Raw genomic sequence first — 19,286 nt, forward strand, 5'->3', positions numbered from 1 at the left:
CTTTAAGCATATATAGTTTTAAGCAGTATGATAAGAATCCGGCTTCAATGATTTTCTTACATGATTTTACAAATTGTGCTTTACACTTTTTTATGTGAGCATTGCATCATTTTTCGGGATTAAAATTACGGATTGTTAATGCTTTGAAATAGAATCGGATGTAGAATGATACAACATGAAAAGTAGAAATAAGTAGTATGTCATGTAGAAAATTTTCTACACGAAGGAGATGTTGGATCGATGCTGTGGAGCTGGATCCTCGTAGGTACCATCAGTAAGGATCTATTCAGCAATATTTATTGTACAGTTCGATAAGGTCGGCAATATTGGCTGTCTTCAGCTTGATGTAGATCCGTTTTTTATACGTGCTGATGGTAGGCATCTGGATATTCATCGTATTGGAAATCTCCAGGTTGCCGTATCCTTTCACCATCAGCCTGAATATTTCATATTCCCTTTTTGAAAGGCTGTCAAGCGGATTAAGCGGGATGTTCCGGATGGATGAAACCAGAAGCTGGCTGACGATGGTATTGGAATAATAATGCCCTTCGGAGAATATTTTATGTACCGCGTCTACCAGTTCATCTATTTTGCTGAGTTTATTGACGTAGCCATGGGCACCTTCACGGATATATTGTATGGCTACGGAATCTTCATATGCTGAAAATACGAGGATCTTAATATCGGGATCCGCTTCAGTAATCTCAGAAATCATTTTTTTATTTTTGCTTTCCGGCATATTGATGTCGAGGATGATCATATCGTACTTTTCACGGCAGATCTTCTCATAGGCTTCCGGATAATCCTCGGCCTGATCAATAATAACATCCGGAATCCTGGATTCCAACACCATCGAAGTACCTTCAAGCACAATATGATGGTCATCTGCAATAAGGATTTTTTTACTCATCTTTTTTATTTTTTACCGTAATGATACAGGACGTTCCTATCGTGTTCCGCCGGAAAACTATGGTACCTTCAATCATCTGCAGCAGCTGCAGGACCAGGTGAAGGCCGAGCCCGTATTTCTGGAGGAGCAGCTTCTCATGTTCGATATTATCCTGAAGTTTGGTATAATACTGTATTTTGCTTTCATCCATACCGGAACCCGTATCCACAATGCTCAGCGAAAGGGCATCTTCATGATGCATACAGGAAAACGTAATAGAGCCGTTCTGCGTAAATTTAACACTGTTATCGAGAAGATTATGGATGATGGCAGCAAAAATATTTTTACTGACCGTTGTACTCACGGTCCGGTCGATAGTATTGATGATCACGGTATGGTTGTTCCTGGCTATTTCGCTGAACAGGAGGATTTTTTCCTCGATAAGGTCATACAGCAGGTAGGTTTCATTTTCATGCGACCTGTGGTTGCTGTAAATATCAGCATACTCTTTCAGCGTCCTGGTGAAATTATACAGCTGGAACGATGATTTATAAATGGAAGAAAGGACTTTTTCCACGCTCTCCGGAGTTTTTTCTTGCCTGTCCAGCATTTCTTTGGCAGTGATGGCAATGAAGCGTACGGGGCTGGTAATATCATGCGTTATCGTGCCAATCAGCTTTTTCTGCTGCTCAATCTCTTTGTACAGCTCAATTTCCGTAGACTTCAGGTCATCCACCGTATCGGACAGGCTTCTGGTCCTGGCTTCAATGATTTCTTCCAGCTCACGGTTTTTTTTCTGGAGGAAGCTGACCCTCCACTTTAACAGGAGATAAATCAGCAGGATAAGGACAGAAGCACATAAAACACGGAACAGCAGCGTCTGGTAGAAAAAAGGAGGGACGTAAACGGCAATGGTCTTATAAATATACTTTTCGTGGTCCGATGCCAGAACCTTTACTTCGAGCTTATAGGAGCCCGGCTCGATATTGGACATAGAATACTTGCGGTCTTTCCCGATAGTTTCCCACTTCGCATGTGAGGAATTGCTCAGCCTTGCCAGTATTTTTACATTGTCGGCATTGGCATAATACGGCACATCAATAAAGATATCGGCCCGGTAGACATCCTGATTCAGATTGATTTTGCCATCAAAATTCAGGGTTTTTCCGTCAATCACTGCGCGTTCAATGTATACTTGGGCGGGATAATGGGCATTCACCTTCAGCGGGTCAAAGAAGACCAGTCCGTTAAGCGAAGGCAGTACGAATTCGCCGTTGTTCAGCCGGTTTCCGCAGAAATTCCCTCCGCCGTTGAATTCATTGGTATTAAAACCTTCTTCCTTGGAGAAACGGTAATAGTTCACCCGGGTTGAAGAATCTGAGCTGTATTTGAGAAGCTGGCTCTTAAGCACCCTGTATAAACCGTTGTTCGTGGAAATCCATAAAAAACCTTTTGGGTCTTCCAGAATGGTATGGGAAGAAGATATATTTTTATTGGTATCATAGGGCATCCTGATCAGGCGGTCATTTTTCAGCAGGAAAAAGCCTTTTCCCAGAGTGGTTATCCAGAAGTTCCCGTCATTGGTCCGTATGATATTGCGGATCAGGATATTTTTTCCCGGACTGAGGTTGTAGATCTTTCCGGTTTTCATATTGATCCGGTACAGGGTTTTTATGGTACCTGCCAGAACATTGTCCGGGTCCAGCCTGGCAATTTTCGTAATTTCATTATTCAGCTTAAACTGTTGTACAGGCTTACTGAAAGACCCGTCGGCATATACCGATAATATCCCTGTATATCCTGTGTTGATCGTTTCTTTGGATTTTCTGCTGGCAATATAGTAGGCATTCCGGTCGTAGTAAAGGTCAACAAAATAATTTTCCGGAATATGAAACGGCCGGTTAGTATTGAATCCCTCTTTTTTCTGGTAAGACAGCAGCGTATTAGCCTTACTCTCGACCATGATATTTCCGTTCTGGTCATCAGCTAGAAAATAAGGGGTAAGGCTGCTGAAATGCTTGCTTTTGACGAATCCGTTCCGGTCATAGATTTCCCCGTACGGCGTAATGACCTGGTCATTCCCATAAGGAAGGGTAGAATAAAAAATATTGGTAAACTGCGCCGGCTTCTGTTCCGTAGCAGAAAAATCAAGGAAATTCAGGATCCTCAGCCCGCTGGTAGTGCTGCCGAGGTACAGTTTTTTATAGGATTCATCATAATACATGCTGATGCAGTATTTCAGGTTGTCCATATCGGCCAGCTTAAGGATGCTGAGCTTGCCGTTCGTGAGGAGGCAGCGGTAAATGGTGTTACGGTTGATCACAAATGCCTGACCGTTGATCTGGCTCCAGAAAATCTTACTTTCCGGGTCGGTAAGCAGCGGAGCAGTATAGGAACGGATCATTTTCCCGTCCCGGATTGCCTGAACAGACCCTGATGTATAGTTGAGATGGAATAGCGTATGATCAATCGTAAAAAAATCAAACAGCTGGTTCAGGGTGATTCGGATGTTAACAGGGTAATCTTTTTTATCCCGGTCATCATGATACACCATGGCGTTTTCCCGGATATAGTAAGTGCCGTTCCTGACTTTGATATAGCACCCTATGCCTTTCAGCAGATCATAAGTATAGGCTTTGTTTGAGTATTGAACATACTGATACCCGTCTTTTACAATAACGTTGTTGTGGCTTTTGTTCTTCTGACTGAATATTTTAGGGGCACGCCGATGCAGCAGTACAGAATTTTCATAACCGTCATTGGTGAAAATGCTGTCCTTGTCCCTGTTGCCGTAGAAGTGCGCAAACCGTTGTGTATTGAGCGGGAAGTTGCGGTAAGTGAGGAAACTCGAACCGTCATAGCGTACAATCCCGTTTTCGGTGGTGAGCCAGATAAAGCCATAGGCATCTTTTGTAATATCTTTAACGCTGTTTTGGGGAAGACCGTTTTCCGTATCGTATTTCAGGATATTAAATTTCTGGCCATATGCTTTGCATGAAAAAGACAGTATAATAAAAAGCAGTATATTCCTAATCAAAGCTTGACGTTTTGGTTGATCATAATGCCGCAAAGATAAGCATCAGAATACTATATATCTTCAAAGAACGGAATAAAAAATGTTAGAATTCAATATAAATTGATGCCCCCAAGGGGTGTATAATCAATAACAATGATAAGGAAGTGTAACCTATTCCTATCTGACCTTTGCAGGACATATGATATGCACTGCATGCAGTCTTTTTTATAATTGAATAGATTATGATATGGGGATGAATACAAGATGTAACGGCACCTGTTTCCAATCCCTACCCAATTTCTGAAAAAAATGCTATATCACGGTAAGATCCGGCTGTATGACGCTGCACGGTAAAATTGCAGAGATAAAGAGGAAGATAATACATTTTAAAAGCTGCTCAATACCTTCCCGTGCATGGCTCATAGTAAATTCAGATTCGGTGAAAAATTAAAAGTGCTTAACATCAGTCGTTTAAACAATAGGTACCACAAATTAGCAGGGCTGTTAAAAAAAACATTATCTTTGATTGATCAAAGTATTATATGAATTTTGTACAGTGTCATGAGGAGCCTATACATATCCCCGGATGTATACAAAGTTTTGGATATCTGATTGGCATCAATGCAGAATCACGTTCCATCACTTTTATAAGCGGGAATATCGGGGACATATTTAATATCGAAAGCATTGAAGGGCTTTTCGGTAGAAAGGTCACAGACTTTCCTCAGAGCTTCCAGAGCATCATACAGTCAGATATTTATACTTCCCTGGATAATTTTACCAGACGCGAAAATGAAACCTACTTTGATAAGATTTTCATCAACGGAGTGCAGTACCATTTTTCTGTTTTCCGGAGCGATGATCATATATTTTTAGAATTCGAAGAAGTAATCTTCAATCCCAATAAACGCATCTCCAATAAATACGACAGTTTTTATATCATGGACAATGCGCAGGAAATCTGGGAACAGCTCCTCAATACCCTGGCTCCGATTATTAATTACGACCGCATGATGATCTACAAATTCATGATGGACGGTTCCGGAAAGGTGATCGCTGAGAAAAAAAAGGACCATGTGGAAAGCTATCTCGGGCTCCATTATCCGGAATCCGACATTCCACGCCAGGCCCGGGAACTGTATATGAAGAAGCGTAAGCGGATCTTCAGCAATGTCCATTCAGAAACCGTTCCGGTACTGAGTAAGCAGCTGGAAAGCATTGACCTTACGTTTACTACTTCAAGAGCGATGTCTCCCATTCACGGGCAGTACATCAAAAATTCCGGGGCTTCTTCAAGCTTCAGTGTATCAATTGTTATTGATGACCATCTTTGGGGGCTGGTGACCTGCCAGAATACGGAACCCAAGCATATTGACCTTGAGGACAGGGTGCAGGCAGGGATTTTTACTGCATTGGCCTCTAATGCCTATTCGTCTTTCAAATCTAAAAATGAGCTCCAGTACCGCCTCTTACTGAACGATAGAACGTCATTGCTGAAAGAGCAGTTGTTGCAGAACAGCAATATGTTTGACGTGCTCGCGTATAATAAATCTGAGCTGGCCGGACTTCCGGAAGCGGACGGTCTCGCCATTATTTCAGATGAACATATGGTGACTGAAGGTCAGGTCCCTGAGCGTGAAACCATCAGCAGGATTGTGGACTGGGCTCTGGGAAATATTGACGAAAGTATGTATGTCAACAAGAGCTTCCTTAAGGACCATGGCAAAGACCTGGGCCTTGATGAGAAAGCGGCCGGAGTTATTATCTATTGTATTGAAAAAAGCAAGAAAGAAGTGCTGATCTGGTTCCGCAGGGAATTTGACGAGCATATCAGCTGGGGCGGAAAACAGGAAAAAAAGATCGAGCTTTTTGTCCAGAACGGCGAAGAAAAATATATCATTTCCCCGAGAACGTCATTTATGGTCTTTACGGAAAGCATCAAAGGAAATTCCAAACGGTGGAATGCTAAAAATATAAGTGCCGTAAACGCTGTAAGGGATGTCATCCTGGAGATTTCACATAAAAATTACAACACGATAAAATCGCTCAATGACGAGCTGAAAAAAGTGAACGAAGAGCTGGACAGCTTTTCCTATACCATTTCCCATGACCTGGGGACACCTCTCACCGTCATGAAGCTGAATGCCCAGATGCTGCTGAACACCCTTACGGACGGCTCGGAGAAAAGCAGGGCGAAAATCAAAGCCATCATCAATGAGATCGACGGGATGGCTGAGATGATGAATGATGTCCTTCAGCTCAGCCGTGCCAAGCACAGCGAGATCATGCTGGAAAGCATTCCTACTGCGCAGACGATAGAGAAAATTGCAGAAAATGCAAAAATTACCTTTGAAAGCCCGAAGAGTGAAATCATCATCAAAGCATGCCCGGAAGTGATGGCTGATAAAACCATGCTTCACCAGGTGTTCCTGAACATCATCAACAATGCGGTAAAATACTCTTCCCACAGGGAGCAGCCGATTGTAGAGATCAACGGGGCGGAAGACGGTGAATTCATAGTCTACAGAATCAGTGATAACGGTATCGGTATTCCGGAAGAGGAAAAACATAAGATGTTTAAAATCTTTAACAGGATGGTCAACGCCAGGAAATTTAAAGGAAACGGGGTAGGCCTTTCCATTGTACACCGCATCATGAAAAGGATTGGCGGCAGTGTGGGCTATGAAAGCAATGAGGATGGAACGACATTTATTTTAAAGTTTAAAAAACCTTAACTTAGAGGAATTTTAAAATCCTTATTTATTTCATGGTATCCGAATATCTTAAACATAATACGTCTGTGTATCACGACGCGGCTGAAAAGCTTTTTAATTCTGAAAAAATTTTCAATAAAACATTCACTTTAGACGACTATAAAAAGATCATCCGGAACAATTACCTGATGCTGCTGAATGCTGAGGATAGCATCGGAAAAAGCCTTTCAGGGGAGTGGAGTGATAAAATCCAGCTCAGCAAAAGGAAGAAGCTTCCGTTGATTGAAAAAGATATGGAAAGCCTTTCACTAAGCAGTCAGCCGTCAGCAGATCCCCTTACCTTTGAGAATGAGCATGAAGCGTTAGGCGCACTTTACGTGATCGAAGGATCTACCCTGGGCGGAAATGTGATTGCCAAACAGCTTTCCAAAACAGAGGGATTCGATGGCATCAGCTTTCATTTTTTCGGCTGCTATCAGGAAAACACAGGTCTTATGTGGAAGAGCTTCAAGGAGGCGCTGGACAACGGTGTACAGGAAGAAGATTACGATAAAGTACTGGCCGGAGCCAGGAAGCTGTATACTTTTTTGCTGAACGCTGAGTAATGTTCATAAATTCTTAATTATATCCTTTAAAAATTGCTCAACTTTTCCGGAATGTTTAAATTTGGGAACCGGAAATCCGGCTGTTGGGCATACTGTAAGTGCTGTCCCGGAGCACGCTGAAGTTTCCGTGAATCTGATCATAAATTTAAAAAAGTATACATTATGAAAGTAACCGTAGTAGGTGCAGGTGCTGTAGGAGCAAGTTGTGCAGAATACATCGCTATGAAAAACTTCTGTTCGGAAGTGGTTTTAGTAGATATTAAAGAAGGCTTTGCAGAAGGGAAGGCCATGGATCTGATGCAGACGGCATCCCTTAACGGGTTTGATACCAAAATCACCGGTACTACAGGGGATTACAGCAAAACGGCTGGTTCTCACATAGCCGTAATCACTTCAGGGATCCCTAGAAAACCGGGGATGACCAGAGAAGAGCTGATCGGCATCAATGCCGGAATCGTAAAAGAAGTAACGGAAAACCTGGTGAAACATTCCCCTGAGGTAATCATCATTGTGGTATCCAATCCAATGGATACTATGGCTTACCTGGTACACAAAACATCCGGGCTTCCTAAACATAAGATCATCGGAATGGGCGGAGCGCTGGACTCGGCAAGGTTCAAATACAGGCTGGCTGAGGCTCTTGAAGCGCCAATCTCAGACGTAGACGGGATGGTTATTGCTGCCCACAGTGATACCGGAATGCTTCCGCTGTTGAGCAAGGCTACCAGAAACGGGGTTCCTGTAACCGAATTCCTGGATGAGGAAAAACAAAAGTACGTTATTGAGGAAACCAAAGTAGGCGGAGCTACCCTTACCAAATTATTGGGGACTTCTGCATGGTATGCACCGGGTGCAGCGGTTTCTGTAATGGTTCAGGCAATCGCATGCGACCAGAAAAAAATGATCCCTTGTTCACTGATGCTGGAAGGAGAGTACGGACAGAATGATATCTGCCTGGGTGTTCCTGCGATCATCGGTAAAAACGGGGTAGAAAGAATCGTAAACGTTACCCTTACCGCAGACGAGCAGCTGAAATTTGCTGAAGCCGCTCACGCAGTAAAAGAAGTAAACGGAGATTTAAAATTCTAATCATATTGAATTATAGATAAAAGACTCCGCGCCCTGGAAGGGCGCGGAGTCTTATTTTTTCATGGTTCTTTCCATCCCCATTTTTCCTGGCCTCTTCGCAACGTCATCATTTCTTCAGACCACTATTTAATGTCCCTTAACCTGCCATTCTGTCCTTTCATGACTATACATTATGATGAATATCAGTCAAATACTGATTTGCGATTCGTATCTTTGATACTAGGTTTTGAAATATAGTGTTGCCATAGTATTGATTTTCACGCTTGCAGTACGGCCGTTACTGCCACTGATCAGCTATGCCGTTAATTACAGGTATATTGTGGAAAACCTCTGTGAAAACAGGGCGCAGCCGGAACTCAGGTGCAACGGCAAATGCTATGTCTTCAGGCAGATTGCTGAAACCGGACGGGAACATGATACCCGGGATGGCAGGAAAATACTGTTTCCGTATATAGATGTGTTTATCGCGGAAGAGGGGATATGCTACTTTTGCGGTATTGCTGGTACGGATGACCGTTCGATCAGTACCTTTTATTCAGTCAGGTATTTGCCCATATTGTATTCTGACATATTCCATCCTCCTGTGGCCTGATTAAGCGTTCATTTTGACTCAACTGTACAGATCATGAGGCTGATGCCTTGGTGATCACCTCTATTGTATCCTATACCATACATCCGGTTCAGTTTAAGACGGCGCCGTACTTCTGGATTTTCAGAAAGGAGAACATGCCTGAGCCGGGCCGGCTTGCAAATACAGGATAACAACCCAAGGAAATTTAATAATAACAAAAAACATCACGATGAAAATAATGATATGCAGTCTCGTGGGAGCAGCCATGCTGCTGACGGGCTGCCAAAAAGAACCTGTGAAAAAAGAAATGCACACCAATAAAAATTCCGTTCAGAAAGCCTCAGGAAAAGAACAGCAACAAGATGCTGCGGATTCCGGAAATCATGCCCTGACGATGGATGCCGTTTTCGGGAAACCTAAAAAAGAGATCAGAACCATCGGAATCCTGGTCTATGATGGCGTCAACGACCTTGATTTTATGAATCCGCGCTACGTTTTCGGCCAGGTGGTCGGAGCAAAAGTCATGCTGATCGCTCTGAAACCGGGCCTGTTTAAAACCGTATCCGGAATCGAAATACGGCCTGATACCACCATAGATGAGGTGCAACAGCTAGACATCCTGATCATTCCGGGAGGCTTCAAAGGAACGGTAGAAGCAGCCTATAATGAAAAAGTGCTGGACTGGATCCGGAAGGTTGATCAAACCACCACCTACACCGGATCTGTCTGCACAGGAGCATGGATCCTCGGCGCAACAGGCCTGTTGAAAGGAAGGAATGTGACAACCAACTGGTTCGATGCCACAGAAAAAATGGCACAGTACGGCGCCCACTTCGTGCAGGAAAGGTATACCCGCGACGGAAAATACTGGACTTCCGCCGGAGTGACGGCCGGTCTTGATATGTCGCTGGCCATCCTGAAAGATAATTGGGGCAGCAATTATGCCCAGGCAGTCATGCTCGACCTGGAATATGACCCGGCTCCGCCCATCACCGGAGGAACTCCCGGAAGAACAGATCCGGACGTTCTCCAGATGATGACAGAGCTCTATAAAGCCGGGTTCAACCCTGTTATTGACAGCCTCGAACAGAGAAAAAAGAAAGGTCACGCCGGAAAACATTCTGATTAAGGTTGACATTGATGGACTGAATTCTTTTAAAATCAATATCTATCCTGCTCTAATCATAAAAAGTTAAAAATGGATATACCTGAAACGCACTGCTTTAGTGCGTTTCTTTATTTTTTTTATCATCCGGATGTAACATAGGCTACCCTTTGACTGTCTTATCTGTAAATATCTACATGATGAGAATAATTATATCTTCTATTGCCTTACTCGCTGCCAGCTTTGCAACAGCCCAGACGCAAAAAGATACCCTGAAGCCGAAAGAAAAAGAAATAGAAGCCGTTACGTTGGTCGTCAGGAAGCCCACCGTAGAATCCAAGGTTGACCGTACTGTTTTCAATGTAGCCAACAGTTCCATCCTGGCCGGGAATACCACCTGGGATGTCCTGAGGATGACCCCTCTGGTAAGCATCGATAATAATGACGCCATAAAAGCAGAAGGAGAATCTGTTACCGTATACATCAATGACCGGAAATCCGTTTTTACCGGTAAGGAACTGAAAGAATATCTCGCTACTATTCCAGCAGACAACCTGATGAAAATAGAGGTGATTACCAGCCCGTCCTCACGCTACGAGAGCGCAGGCTCCGTCATCAACATCGTCCTGAAAAAGCGGGATGATGAAGGCATCAAAGGAAGCATAACCTTTAACAACAGGCAGAATACCAAGAATTCCCAATATACCAATGCCAACCTCAATTACCACCGCAAAAAATTTACCCAGACCCTGGTCGGAAGTTACAGCGACAATACGTGGGTACAGAGGAATTCCATCACCAATACGCTGTATGAAAACAATAATATCACCAACATCAATTCCTACAGCCAGCAGCACAACCAGAGTCCGTCCTTGTCTTCCACTTCGGAATATGAGCTGAATGAAAAGAACAATATCGGGGTCATCCTGGAATATTACCAGAGCCGCAGCTTTTCAGATTCCCAGGCAGACGCCATCAATTTTGCCAATAACGATTTCCAGTATTCTTACGCGCAGACCCAGAATGCCTCCGGGCTTGGCCGTACCCTGGGAACCAATATTTTCTATAAATACTACGACAAGGAAAAAAACAGGATCCTGGATGTGAATCTCGGGAGCAATTATGACGGGCAGAGAGACGATAGTTACTTCCTGAAAAACTTCAGCAATAATCCGCTGCCGAATGAAATCGGGATTTTAACCAACACCCAGGCCCGCAACTATTATGTTAAGGTAGACTATACCCAGCCGTTAGGGAAATCCGGCGGAACCATTGAAGTAGGAGGGAAGATGAACTTCAACAATAACAGCATCCCGAACAGCCTGTACGGGAACCAGCTCAATGGCCTCAGCCAGAATGACGTTTTCCATTATGAAGACAACATCAACTCCCTGTATGCCAATTACAGCAAAACCTTTTTCAAAAAGCTGGAAACCAGGATCGGGATCCGGTATGAGAGTACCAATTTTAAAATCCGCCAGGATGTAGCAGGAACATCCAGGAAAGATGGGTACGGCGCTTTCCTGCCGAACCTGTTGCTCAAGTATTCCTTTTCGGAAAAGCTGGATGTAAGCCTTACCTACAACCGGAACCTTTGGCGGCCGTGGTATGCGGAATTCAACCCGTTCCTGCTGCCGAATACGGACGGGATATACACCCGCGGAAGCATCGATCTGGAACCCAATCCGAGTGACCGTTTATACCTGAAGATGGGGCTTTTCAAAAAGTATTTCCTCTCCGCAAGGTATATGTTCACCGATCAGGATTACTGGACGACCTTCGTTAATGAAAACGGAAAAACCATCAGCCAGGAAGCCAACTTCTTCGGGAAAGTGAAAAAATACTACTTTTTCGCCAATACCAATCAGACCTTCCTGAAAAATAAGCTGACGGTAAATGCCGGATTCGGATGGTACTATATCGACAACAGCGACTTCAACGCGAAGAACAACCTGAAATCCAGTCCGTACATCAGCTATTGGGGCGGTTCCACCAATATTTCCTATACCAATCTCTTGAATAAGAACATCAATCTCAGCGCATGGATGGAAATCAACAACCAGAATAACGGGAACTCCATTGCGAACAATACCAATGTTTTCCACAATATCTCCGTAACCAAAATCTTCCCGAAAACCCAGATGGAAGTCAGCCTCCAGCTGATGAACATCTTCAAGCGGCCTAATTTTGATGCCACCACCTACAGTGCCCAGGGAACCTTCCGGAATGCATCACGCTCCGACTGGCATGGTTTCTCCCTCACATTCGTGAAACGTTTCGGGAACCAGAAAGTGAAGGACAATACCAAAACCGATGTGGAAAAAGACGGTGGAGGAAAATAAAAGGATCAACTCTTAATATATTTTACAAAAAAATCTCAGAATGTGTTTCTGAGATTTTTTATTTAGCTTCTTCTATATGTTGATCAAATAAATAGTTATACATTTGTAGTGACTGACTAAACAGTCACAAAATTTAAAATTATGGAAACTAAGAAAATAGCAAACCAATACTTCGATGCGATGGCTGCCGGCCAATTTGACGAGATGAACAAATTAAAAACGGCTGATTGCACTTATTGGTTGAGTGGTGAGGGGTCTTGGCCTTTTGGCGGGTACCAATCAATAGAAAATCAATCAAAATTATGGGCAACGGTGGCGGAAAGATTTCCGGAAGGCATGAAGATGACACTTAAATCTATTACTGCTGACGAAGATCGTGCAGCACTTTATATTCACATTCGTGGAACAAGAAGTGACGGTCGTATTTACGAAAACAATGTGATATTGCTGCTAACCTTTAAGGATGGCTTAATTAGTGGGCTTTACGAATACCTGGATACCATTATGGTTAATGAATTATTTTGTGGTCCCATGGATGATGAAAGGTAACAAACTTGAAATAGGATGTAATAAGATATTTTTCAGTTTTTTAAATACATAACCAATGGATAAAAAGGAAATACTGCTTCAAACTGCCTTGAAATTATTTGTTTCTCAGGGATTTAATGATACACCGACAAGCAAAATTGCAAAGGAGGCAGGCATAGCAACGGGAACGCTGTTTTATTTTTTTTCCACCAAAGATGAACTGATCGTTGCCCTCTATTTAAGAATAAAAGGTATGGCTGCAGAACATATAAATGCTGCACTGGCAGAAGTCAAATCAACCAGGGAGATGATCAAAACGTATTATGAGGAATCTCTTAAATGGGCGCTCCGTAACCCAGACGAATTCTTGTTTCTGGCCCAATTCTCTAATTCGCCTTATCTTAAAAAAATTGGAAATAATGAGATTTCTGCTCAGATAGCACCTGTATTACAGATTTTTCGTTCGGCTATCGAAGAGAAGCAGATCATTGATATTGATGTAAATCTATTATACACTTTGATCAGTAATCAGGTATTTGGTGTCAATCAATACCTGTTATCCAACACGGTTACTAAGAAAGTTCAATACAACATCATTGAGGATACGTTCAATATGTTTTGGAAAATGATTGTACGCTGATGGGCACAAAGAATAAGAAAATGAAGATCATCATCACAGATGCAACGGGAATGATCGGGGAAGGGGTTCTGTTGACCACTCTCAATCATCCTGATATTACAGAAGTATTAATGGTAAATAGAAGAATATCTCCATTACGGCATCCCAAACTTTCTGAACTTATTGTAAAAGATTTTACAGACCTGCATGCTCATCGTAGTCAGTTGACCGGCTACGATGGCTGTTTCTATTGTGCTGGGATAAGTTCCTTTGGTATGAATGAGGATAAGTACAGCCATATCACTTTTTATACCACAATGATGTTTGCAAAAGCGCTTGCTGATCTGAATCCTGATATGGTTTTCTTTTATTTATCAGGGGTTTATGCCGATAGCTCTGCAAAAGGAAAAATAATGTGGGCAAGGATAAAAGGTAAAACCGAGAATGCCTTAATTGGGCTTCCTTTTAAAAATGTTTACAGCTTCCGGCCGGGTTTTATTATTCCATTAAAAGAGCAAAAGAACGTAAGATTGATTTATAAGATACTTAATCTTATTTATCCTTATATTTTTCCAAATCAAACTTTGAGTTATGAGGAAATGGTAACGGCATTGGTTAATGTACTTGAAATTGGCTGCCTGAAAAATATTCTGGAAATCAAAGATTTAAAACTGATTTCAAAGCTTCATTTATCAAATCAATAAAGCGTAGTAAAAAAGCTGCACTATTTTTTATTCAACCCCTTTAATCTTCACCACCTCACTCGCCATCACCTTGGTTCCGCTCTCATTATACACCTGCTTCACTGTAACTTTAACTCTGTCATATTCTGGAGTAGGGAAGTCCATCAGTTCAGAAACATGTTTATAGCCGAAAGCTTTGGCCAGCAACGCGATATGGCGGGTGGAATATTTGTGTCGTTGTGTATGAGATTCTACATTGCCTACAAAGGATTTTGCCACGCCCATTTTTAAACTTAGTTCTTCTTTAGATAAACCCGCTGATTTTCTTAAGCTTTTAATATGATTAGCTAAGTCAAAATCAAATTGCGTTGTTTCGAAAGAACACATGAGTTTTTAAAAATCTACGCTTTTAAAGCGTGAAAACACATACACGATCTGCTGATCTGTGAAGGATTAAACCACAATAGTCATAAAAGTTTTTTTTGACACTTAAGAATTTTTAAGATGATAGCTTTGAAAACAGAAGAACACATGAGTTTTTAAAAATCTACGATTTTTAAAATGCGTGAAAAAATCTGCGAGATCTGCTGATCTGCGAGAGATTAAACCACAACAGTCATAAGAGCTTTTGTGACACTTTAGAATTTTAAGAAAACAACTTTGAAAACAGAAGAACACAGAAGTTTTAAAAATATACGATTTTTAAACACGAAAATACCTGCATAATATTTTTATATGCAGGTATTTAAGATGGTATTTGTTCTCTGCCTATTTCCTGATCATAAGTTTAAATGTTTTAACGACAGTCTGGTCACTATTAGTTATGGATACGATATAATTTCCATTGGCCAGCAGGTGCTCCAGGTGGAAGTGCTCTTCTTTATTTTTTTGAACAGGCCTTGAATAGAGTATCCTTCCGGACAGATCATGGATAACGATCATATGAGGCACCTGCTGTAAAACAGTTCCTTTTACACTGAAGCTTCCATTGTTTGGATTGTTGTACAACATAAGATCTCCGGCAGGATCCGCCTCAGAAACAGAAAGGGTCTTGGGACTGAATTTTGCGATAAATCCGGAAATTCCGGTTGTAATTCCGCCAGGATAGATGATCGTCTGCTGGTAACCGTTTGCGGAACTGTATCCAGCTGTTCTGCCTGTACTTCCGTACAGGTAAAATCCGTCTGAATCTATTGAAAAAATACACTTGATGTCATTGGGATGGAAGCTGTTGCTGGTACCGCCGTAATAGGAAATGAAATCCGGAAATCCGGTACTGCTATCCAGCATGCTGAAAAAGATATCCTGGCCGTTGGGATTAGGTTTTGTTGCGATGTATGCTCCCGGTGTTGAGATATTTTGATCCCCATAGCTCAACCCGGTGAACAATACCTTGCCATTTTTAATATCAAGCCCTCTGTCGCCGCTGAATGTTTCTTCCGCGGCGGTGCCTATATAGGTGCTCCATATCCTTCCTCCGGAGGAATTGAATTTCGTAACAAACATATCAGGATCCGTTGACTGTGTTTTATAAGCTCCTTCCGTTGCATAATAGCTTCCCTGTATCCCGAAAGTCGCTCCGGTAATATAGACACCGGTGCCATCGGCCTTAATATCAGAAATCCCGGAATCTAATGTATTGCCCGGAATTCCATAATAAGTTCCCCAGGTTCTTTGTCCGGTATTAGCATTAATTTCAGCAATAAACTGGCCTGCTTTTGCGGGCTGAAATGTGCCGGATGTTGACAAATCTGCTCCTGCAGGCTTCAGGTCATTGTTCCCGCAAACATAGACTTTGTCTTCGAATACCGTTAATCCTGAAAGTAAACTTGATGGAGTATAGGTAGCCCATATTTTTTGTCCCTGCGGATTCAGTTTTACCAGATAAGTATTGGGCAGGAGTTCTCCTGCCGGACCATAAACCATACTGAAAACCTGTTGAAACGTTCCCGGATCTGCCAGATTCTGCCATGTAGTGGCTCCGGTAACGTAAATATTTCCGTCATGGTCTACGTCAAGCTTATTAAAACTGTCGTTTCCGGGCAGATAGGTCTGCCACAGCATGGTATTATTGACGTCATATTTGGTAAGAATATTATTTAAGGAATCCGGAGCGTTGCTGAGCCATGCCCCGGGAGAGAGTGCAGGATTGGAAGGATCGATCTGGAGCTCATACATATTTCCATCATGATCTCTGAAGTACGGGAATTTTGCAGATGAATTCGAGGTGATGTAAGGTGAGTATCCCGAAGATATAAAATTTCCTGCTGAAGTTAACTTTCCTGAAAAATTATTAGGAATAGTATAACTTCCGGTATAAGGCTGGCTTCCTGCGGTTATAAACTGATTGTAATAAGAAACCGGCGGTGTCCCGATGCTTGGGTTGGGTGAACTTGTTCTCGCATCTACAAAGATGTGGGAAGAGCTGTCCTCATAAAGTCCTGTTATTCCCGTATTGATGGCCCCGAAATAGGTGGCCCAGCTTCTTTGATAATTAAAGGAGGTTTGAGAAAATAGAGTGGAGGAAAGTAAAATAAAAAATAGATTGTTTAATCTCATAATGACTTAATATTTTCTTATTGATGGCTTATTTCAGACAAAAATATCAAAGTAATGTGAATTAAACTAATGATTATTGCTTTAATATCGTATTGCAACCCCATAGACAAGCTGGTACACCCTATATCTCTAAAAAAATTTGTTCCCGGTAAGTAATCAAACTCATAAAATGTCTTTTTATGGTATAATGGTAGAGATTAATCATACTATTATTTTTAAATTTTAAAATACCAGCCTAAGGATATTTTTTTTCAGCAGGACGCAAAAAAACTGTCTCTTTCGAGACAGCCATTTTTATTTTGCTTAATGAGCCGTTTCTCCTTCTACCGGTATATCCGGTACGATAACATAGCACCCTGCATTGAACGGGACACATACGTCAGCTTCAGGACAATAATAAGTCCCGGGAGGACATTTTGAAACGGATGCTGCTCCTTTGATTGTTTTCAGTTCTTTTCTTGACAATGTTTTTAAATTTTTCATGATTATAGAATTTGGTTCAGTAATAAAATTTTATACTTTATATATTCTCAAAGTTAGTAAAACATTTGTATCATATATTTTATTTTATGAAATATTTTTTATAAGATCGAAATGATTATCGTGTATTTATTTGAGAATCGGAGTAGTTAGACGTTGAGATGTAGGATTTGATGGTGTGAGCGTGCCAGAACCGGAATGAAGCCACAGAAAACACAAAAATTTACAGTTGACATAGTGATGAACTGGCAGAGTAAATATATGTAAAAGGCCACATGATGGATCATATGGCCTTTCTGATTTTATCTTTAACAGCAAACTACATCGAAAGAACCTTTGTTTTTGTATGGTAAACAATCACATCCTGTTCCGTATTTCCTCCGGTTCTGGTAAGGCCATTCACATGAATAACTTTAAAGTTCCGGGGCTTATAGATTTTCACCTCGTTTGTGGTTTCATCTACAATTACTTTCTCTGCATTTTCAAAGCTGAATGCCTCAGATGACAGAGAGACATTTCCTGTAAAAACAGTTGTTTTCTCACGGGAATTCCTGTTCGTTTGCTCACTTTTAAATTTCAATATGTCTTCATTTGATTCCTGCTGAGAGAAAGCGAAAGATGAACACAGCGACAATATACATACTGCCCAAGCTTTTAGATTTTTTACCATTGTTAATTTTTAAATTTCTACAAAAAAACAAATAAATTTGATGGCGAATAAATAAATAACTTTTTTAACATAAATCACCCGTGGAATGACTTAAGGACCTTCAGAGTCTCTCATAACAGGTGTATTGATGACTTAATAAAGAGAAGCAAAAAGCAAGCAACAGGCATTTTGCAATAATGAGAAAAATTGAAAAGTCCTAAATACAAATAACCATTAAAGCTGAATCTAAAATAAACTTTAATCAGGTGTTAAGTTCTTGAATAAATATCATCAGCTATAAATTAAGAAATAATGACAGAGAAATTTCCGGTAATTAACAGTACGCTTTCACCCCACAGTCTGGCTAAGCTTATTCAGCAAAAATATGGACTGAGCGATAAAGCTGAATGCAGTGTTTTCCGGCTTGCCATGAACCATCTGTATATTGTCTATGATAATGAAAACAGATATGTATTCAGAGTATACACCCATCACTGGCGTACAAAGCTGGAAATTGAAGAAGAAATAAGGCTTTTAATCCTTCTGAAAGAAGATGGGAGACAGGTGGCTTTTCCGATCGCCGATCAGTCGGACGGTTTCATCCAGGAAATCGAAGCACCGGAAGGGATCAGGTTCGGGGTTTTATTTTCTTATGCTAAAGGCAAAAAGACAGCAAAATTTTCAAATGGGACAAGTTTCCTGATCGGACAGGCATTGGCAAAAATTCATCAATCAACGGAACATATCGGCCTGGACAGATTGTCCTACAATACCCAAAACCTACTCAAAGATCCTGTTTTAAAGATAAAAGGATTCTATGATAAAAATAGCAGCGAAATTGAATTTTTAGAAACCCTTTCTTCTTTTTTAATACTGAAAATCAATGACATTGATTTGCGTAACATTAGATATGGAGCAGTTCATCTCGACGTCTGGTTTGACAATCTGCACATTGATGATGAGAAAGAAATTACATTTTTTGACTTTGATTTTTGCGGCAATGGCTATTTATGCTTTGATATTTCTTACTTCCTATTTCAGTTGCTGACAACCCATTTGAATGAAGAGGAATATCAGGCAAAAGCAGACAGCTTTATCAAAGGTTATGAGACTATAACTGAAATTACTGTTGAAGAAAAAAAGCTCTTACCCTTTGCCTGTCTGGCCATCATGACCTATTACATCAGTGTTCAGTGCGACCGCTTTGACTATTGGACCAATATCTTTTTAAATGAAGATCATTTAAAGCGGATGGTTGGGAATTTGAAACGGTGGATGATTTATCACAGCATTGAGATTGAATAACATGCTTTTAATAGAGTAAATTGCTGTTCAAAGTTTACTGGTAATGAATGCATACGATATGTTCTGTCTTATTAGGAAAAATTAAGGATCACGTTTTTGTTATTTACAGCATATGCCAGTGGTTTCAGATGA

16 protein-coding genes are annotated in these 19,286 nt (G+C 41.3%); 10 read left to right on the plus strand and 6 right to left on the minus strand.

Features of this window, described 5'->3' with window-relative positions:
• Positions 1-286: 286 nt before the first annotated feature.
• Positions 287-910: a response regulator transcription factor gene (locus tag CGB83_RS17240; RefSeq protein WP_100076934.1), complete on the minus strand. Its 624-nt coding sequence runs from the start codon at positions 908-910 to the stop codon at positions 287-289.
• On the minus strand, positions 903-3,926 hold the full coding sequence (locus CGB83_RS17245) for a ligand-binding sensor domain-containing protein (RefSeq protein WP_100076935.1): 3,024 nt from the start codon (positions 3,924-3,926) through the stop codon (positions 903-905). The genes CGB83_RS17240 and CGB83_RS17245 overlap by 8 nt, the downstream gene beginning before the upstream one ends.
• A 521-nt stretch (positions 3,927-4,447) precedes the next feature.
• On the opposite strand from CGB83_RS17245, the gene CGB83_RS17250 reads away from it, so the two are divergent.
• The 9 genes from CGB83_RS17250 (at position 4,448) to CGB83_RS17290 (ending at position 14,182) form a co-directional block, all read left to right on the plus strand.
• A complete protein-coding gene (locus CGB83_RS17250) occupies positions 4,448-6,640 on the plus strand; it encodes an ATP-binding protein (RefSeq protein WP_100076936.1) in 2,193 nt (730 codons plus the stop codon).
• A 32-nt stretch (positions 6,641-6,672) separates the two neighbouring features.
• A complete protein-coding gene (locus tag CGB83_RS17255) occupies positions 6,673-7,224 on the plus strand; it encodes a biliverdin-producing heme oxygenase (RefSeq protein ID WP_100076937.1) in 552 nt (183 codons plus the stop codon).
• 162 nt (positions 7,225-7,386) lie between these two features.
• Positions 7,387-8,313 (plus strand): malate dehydrogenase, encoded by a 927-nt coding sequence (locus tag CGB83_RS17260; protein WP_100076938.1) that lies wholly within the window; start codon positions 7,387-7,389, stop codon positions 8,311-8,313.
• Between the two features lie 226 nt (positions 8,314-8,539).
• Positions 8,540-8,905 (plus strand): hypothetical protein, encoded by a 366-nt coding sequence (locus CGB83_RS17265; protein WP_157761449.1) that lies wholly within the window; start codon positions 8,540-8,542, stop codon positions 8,903-8,905.
• Between the two features lie 208 nt (positions 8,906-9,113).
• Positions 9,114-10,013, plus strand: coding sequence for a DJ-1/PfpI family protein (locus CGB83_RS17270; RefSeq protein ID WP_100076940.1), 900 nt, complete (start codon positions 9,114-9,116; stop codon positions 10,011-10,013).
• 173 nt (positions 10,014-10,186) lie between these two features.
• Positions 10,187-12,331 (plus strand): outer membrane beta-barrel protein, encoded by a 2,145-nt coding sequence (locus CGB83_RS17275; protein WP_228419979.1) that lies wholly within the window; start codon positions 10,187-10,189, stop codon positions 12,329-12,331.
• A gap of 141 nt (positions 12,332-12,472) precedes the next feature.
• The gene (locus CGB83_RS17280) at positions 12,473-12,880 is read left to right on the plus strand and encodes a nuclear transport factor 2 family protein (protein ID WP_100076941.1); all 408 of its coding nucleotides are present in this window, start codon (positions 12,473-12,475) and stop codon (positions 12,878-12,880) included.
• A 55-nt stretch (positions 12,881-12,935) separates the two neighbouring features.
• A complete protein-coding gene (locus tag CGB83_RS17285; protein ID WP_100076942.1) occupies positions 12,936-13,499 on the plus strand; it encodes a TetR/AcrR family transcriptional regulator in 564 nt (187 codons plus the stop codon).
• Positions 13,499-14,182 (plus strand): Rossmann-fold NAD(P)-binding domain-containing protein, encoded by a 684-nt coding sequence (locus CGB83_RS17290; RefSeq protein ID WP_228419981.1) that lies wholly within the window; start codon positions 13,499-13,501, stop codon positions 14,180-14,182. The genes CGB83_RS17285 and CGB83_RS17290 overlap by 1 nt, the downstream gene beginning before the upstream one ends.
• Positions 14,183-14,209: 27 nt before the next feature.
• Here CGB83_RS17290 and CGB83_RS17295 read toward each other — a convergent pair whose 3' ends face one another.
• The 4 genes from CGB83_RS17295 to CGB83_RS17310 all read right to left on the minus strand — a co-directional run bounded on the left by CGB83_RS17295 (position 14,210) and on the right by CGB83_RS17310 (position 17,780).
• Positions 14,210-14,548 carry a helix-turn-helix domain-containing protein gene (locus CGB83_RS17295; RefSeq protein ID WP_100076943.1) on the minus strand — a complete coding sequence of 113 codons (339 nt, stop codon included), beginning with the start codon at positions 14,546-14,548 and terminating at the stop codon, positions 14,210-14,212.
• 381 nt (positions 14,549-14,929) lie between these two features.
• On the minus strand, positions 14,930-16,720 hold the full coding sequence (locus CGB83_RS17300) for a T9SS type A sorting domain-containing protein (protein ID WP_100076944.1): 1,791 nt from the start codon (positions 16,718-16,720) through the stop codon (positions 14,930-14,932).
• 303 nt (positions 16,721-17,023) lie between these two features.
• Positions 17,024-17,203, minus strand: a complete 180-nt coding sequence (locus CGB83_RS17305) for a bacteriocin-like protein (protein WP_100076945.1) — start codon at positions 17,201-17,203, stop codon at positions 17,024-17,026.
• 316 nt (positions 17,204-17,519) lie between these two features.
• Positions 17,520-17,780 carry a hypothetical protein gene (locus tag CGB83_RS17310; RefSeq protein WP_157761450.1) on the minus strand — a complete coding sequence of 87 codons (261 nt, stop codon included), beginning with the start codon at positions 17,778-17,780 and terminating at the stop codon, positions 17,520-17,522.
• Positions 17,781-18,161: 381 nt separating this feature from the next.
• On the opposite strand from CGB83_RS17310, the gene CGB83_RS17315 reads away from it, so the two are divergent.
• Positions 18,162-19,154, plus strand: a complete 993-nt coding sequence (locus CGB83_RS17315; protein ID WP_100076947.1) for a phosphotransferase — start codon at positions 18,162-18,164, stop codon at positions 19,152-19,154.
• The last annotated feature ends 132 nt before the right edge of the window (positions 19,155-19,286 follow it).

It is taken from the genome of Chryseobacterium camelliae, assembly GCF_002770595.1.
Lineage (GTDB): Bacteria > Bacteroidota > Bacteroidia > Flavobacteriales > Weeksellaceae > Chryseobacterium > Chryseobacterium camelliae.

What these genes read in the sequence shown, in the direction of transcription:
- CGB83_RS17240 (WP_100076934.1), bottom strand. Translation starts at nt 910, where the DNA reads ATGAGTAAAAAAATCCTTATTGCAGATGACCATCATATTGTGCTTGAA.
- CGB83_RS17250 (WP_100076936.1), top strand. Translation starts at nt 4,448, where the DNA reads ATGAATTTTGTACAGTGTCATGAGGAGCCTATACATATCCCCGGATGT.
- CGB83_RS17255 (WP_100076937.1), top strand. Translation starts at nt 6,673, where the DNA reads ATGGTATCCGAATATCTTAAACATAATACGTCTGTGTATCACGACGCG.
- CGB83_RS17260 (WP_100076938.1), top strand. Translation starts at nt 7,387, where the DNA reads ATGAAAGTAACCGTAGTAGGTGCAGGTGCTGTAGGAGCAAGTTGTGCA.
- CGB83_RS17270 (WP_100076940.1), top strand. Translation starts at nt 9,114, where the DNA reads ATGAAAATAATGATATGCAGTCTCGTGGGAGCAGCCATGCTGCTGACG.
- CGB83_RS17275 (WP_228419979.1), top strand. Translation starts at nt 10,187, where the DNA reads ATGATGAGAATAATTATATCTTCTATTGCCTTACTCGCTGCCAGCTTT.
- CGB83_RS17280 (WP_100076941.1), top strand. Translation starts at nt 12,473, where the DNA reads ATGGAAACTAAGAAAATAGCAAACCAATACTTCGATGCGATGGCTGCC.
- CGB83_RS17285 (WP_100076942.1), top strand. Translation starts at nt 12,936, where the DNA reads ATGGATAAAAAGGAAATACTGCTTCAAACTGCCTTGAAATTATTTGTT.
- CGB83_RS17290 (WP_228419981.1), top strand. Translation starts at nt 13,499, where the DNA reads ATGGGCACAAAGAATAAGAAAATGAAGATCATCATCACAGATGCAACG.
- CGB83_RS17295 (WP_100076943.1), bottom strand. Translation starts at nt 14,548, where the DNA reads ATGTGTTCTTTCGAAACAACGCAATTTGATTTTGACTTAGCTAATCAT.
- CGB83_RS17300 (WP_100076944.1), bottom strand. Translation starts at nt 16,720, where the DNA reads ATGAGATTAAACAATCTATTTTTTATTTTACTTTCCTCCACTCTATTT.
- CGB83_RS17305 (WP_100076945.1), bottom strand. Translation starts at nt 17,203, where the DNA reads ATGAAAAATTTAAAAACATTGTCAAGAAAAGAACTGAAAACAATCAAA.
- CGB83_RS17315 (WP_100076947.1), top strand. Translation starts at nt 18,162, where the DNA reads ATGACAGAGAAATTTCCGGTAATTAACAGTACGCTTTCACCCCACAGT.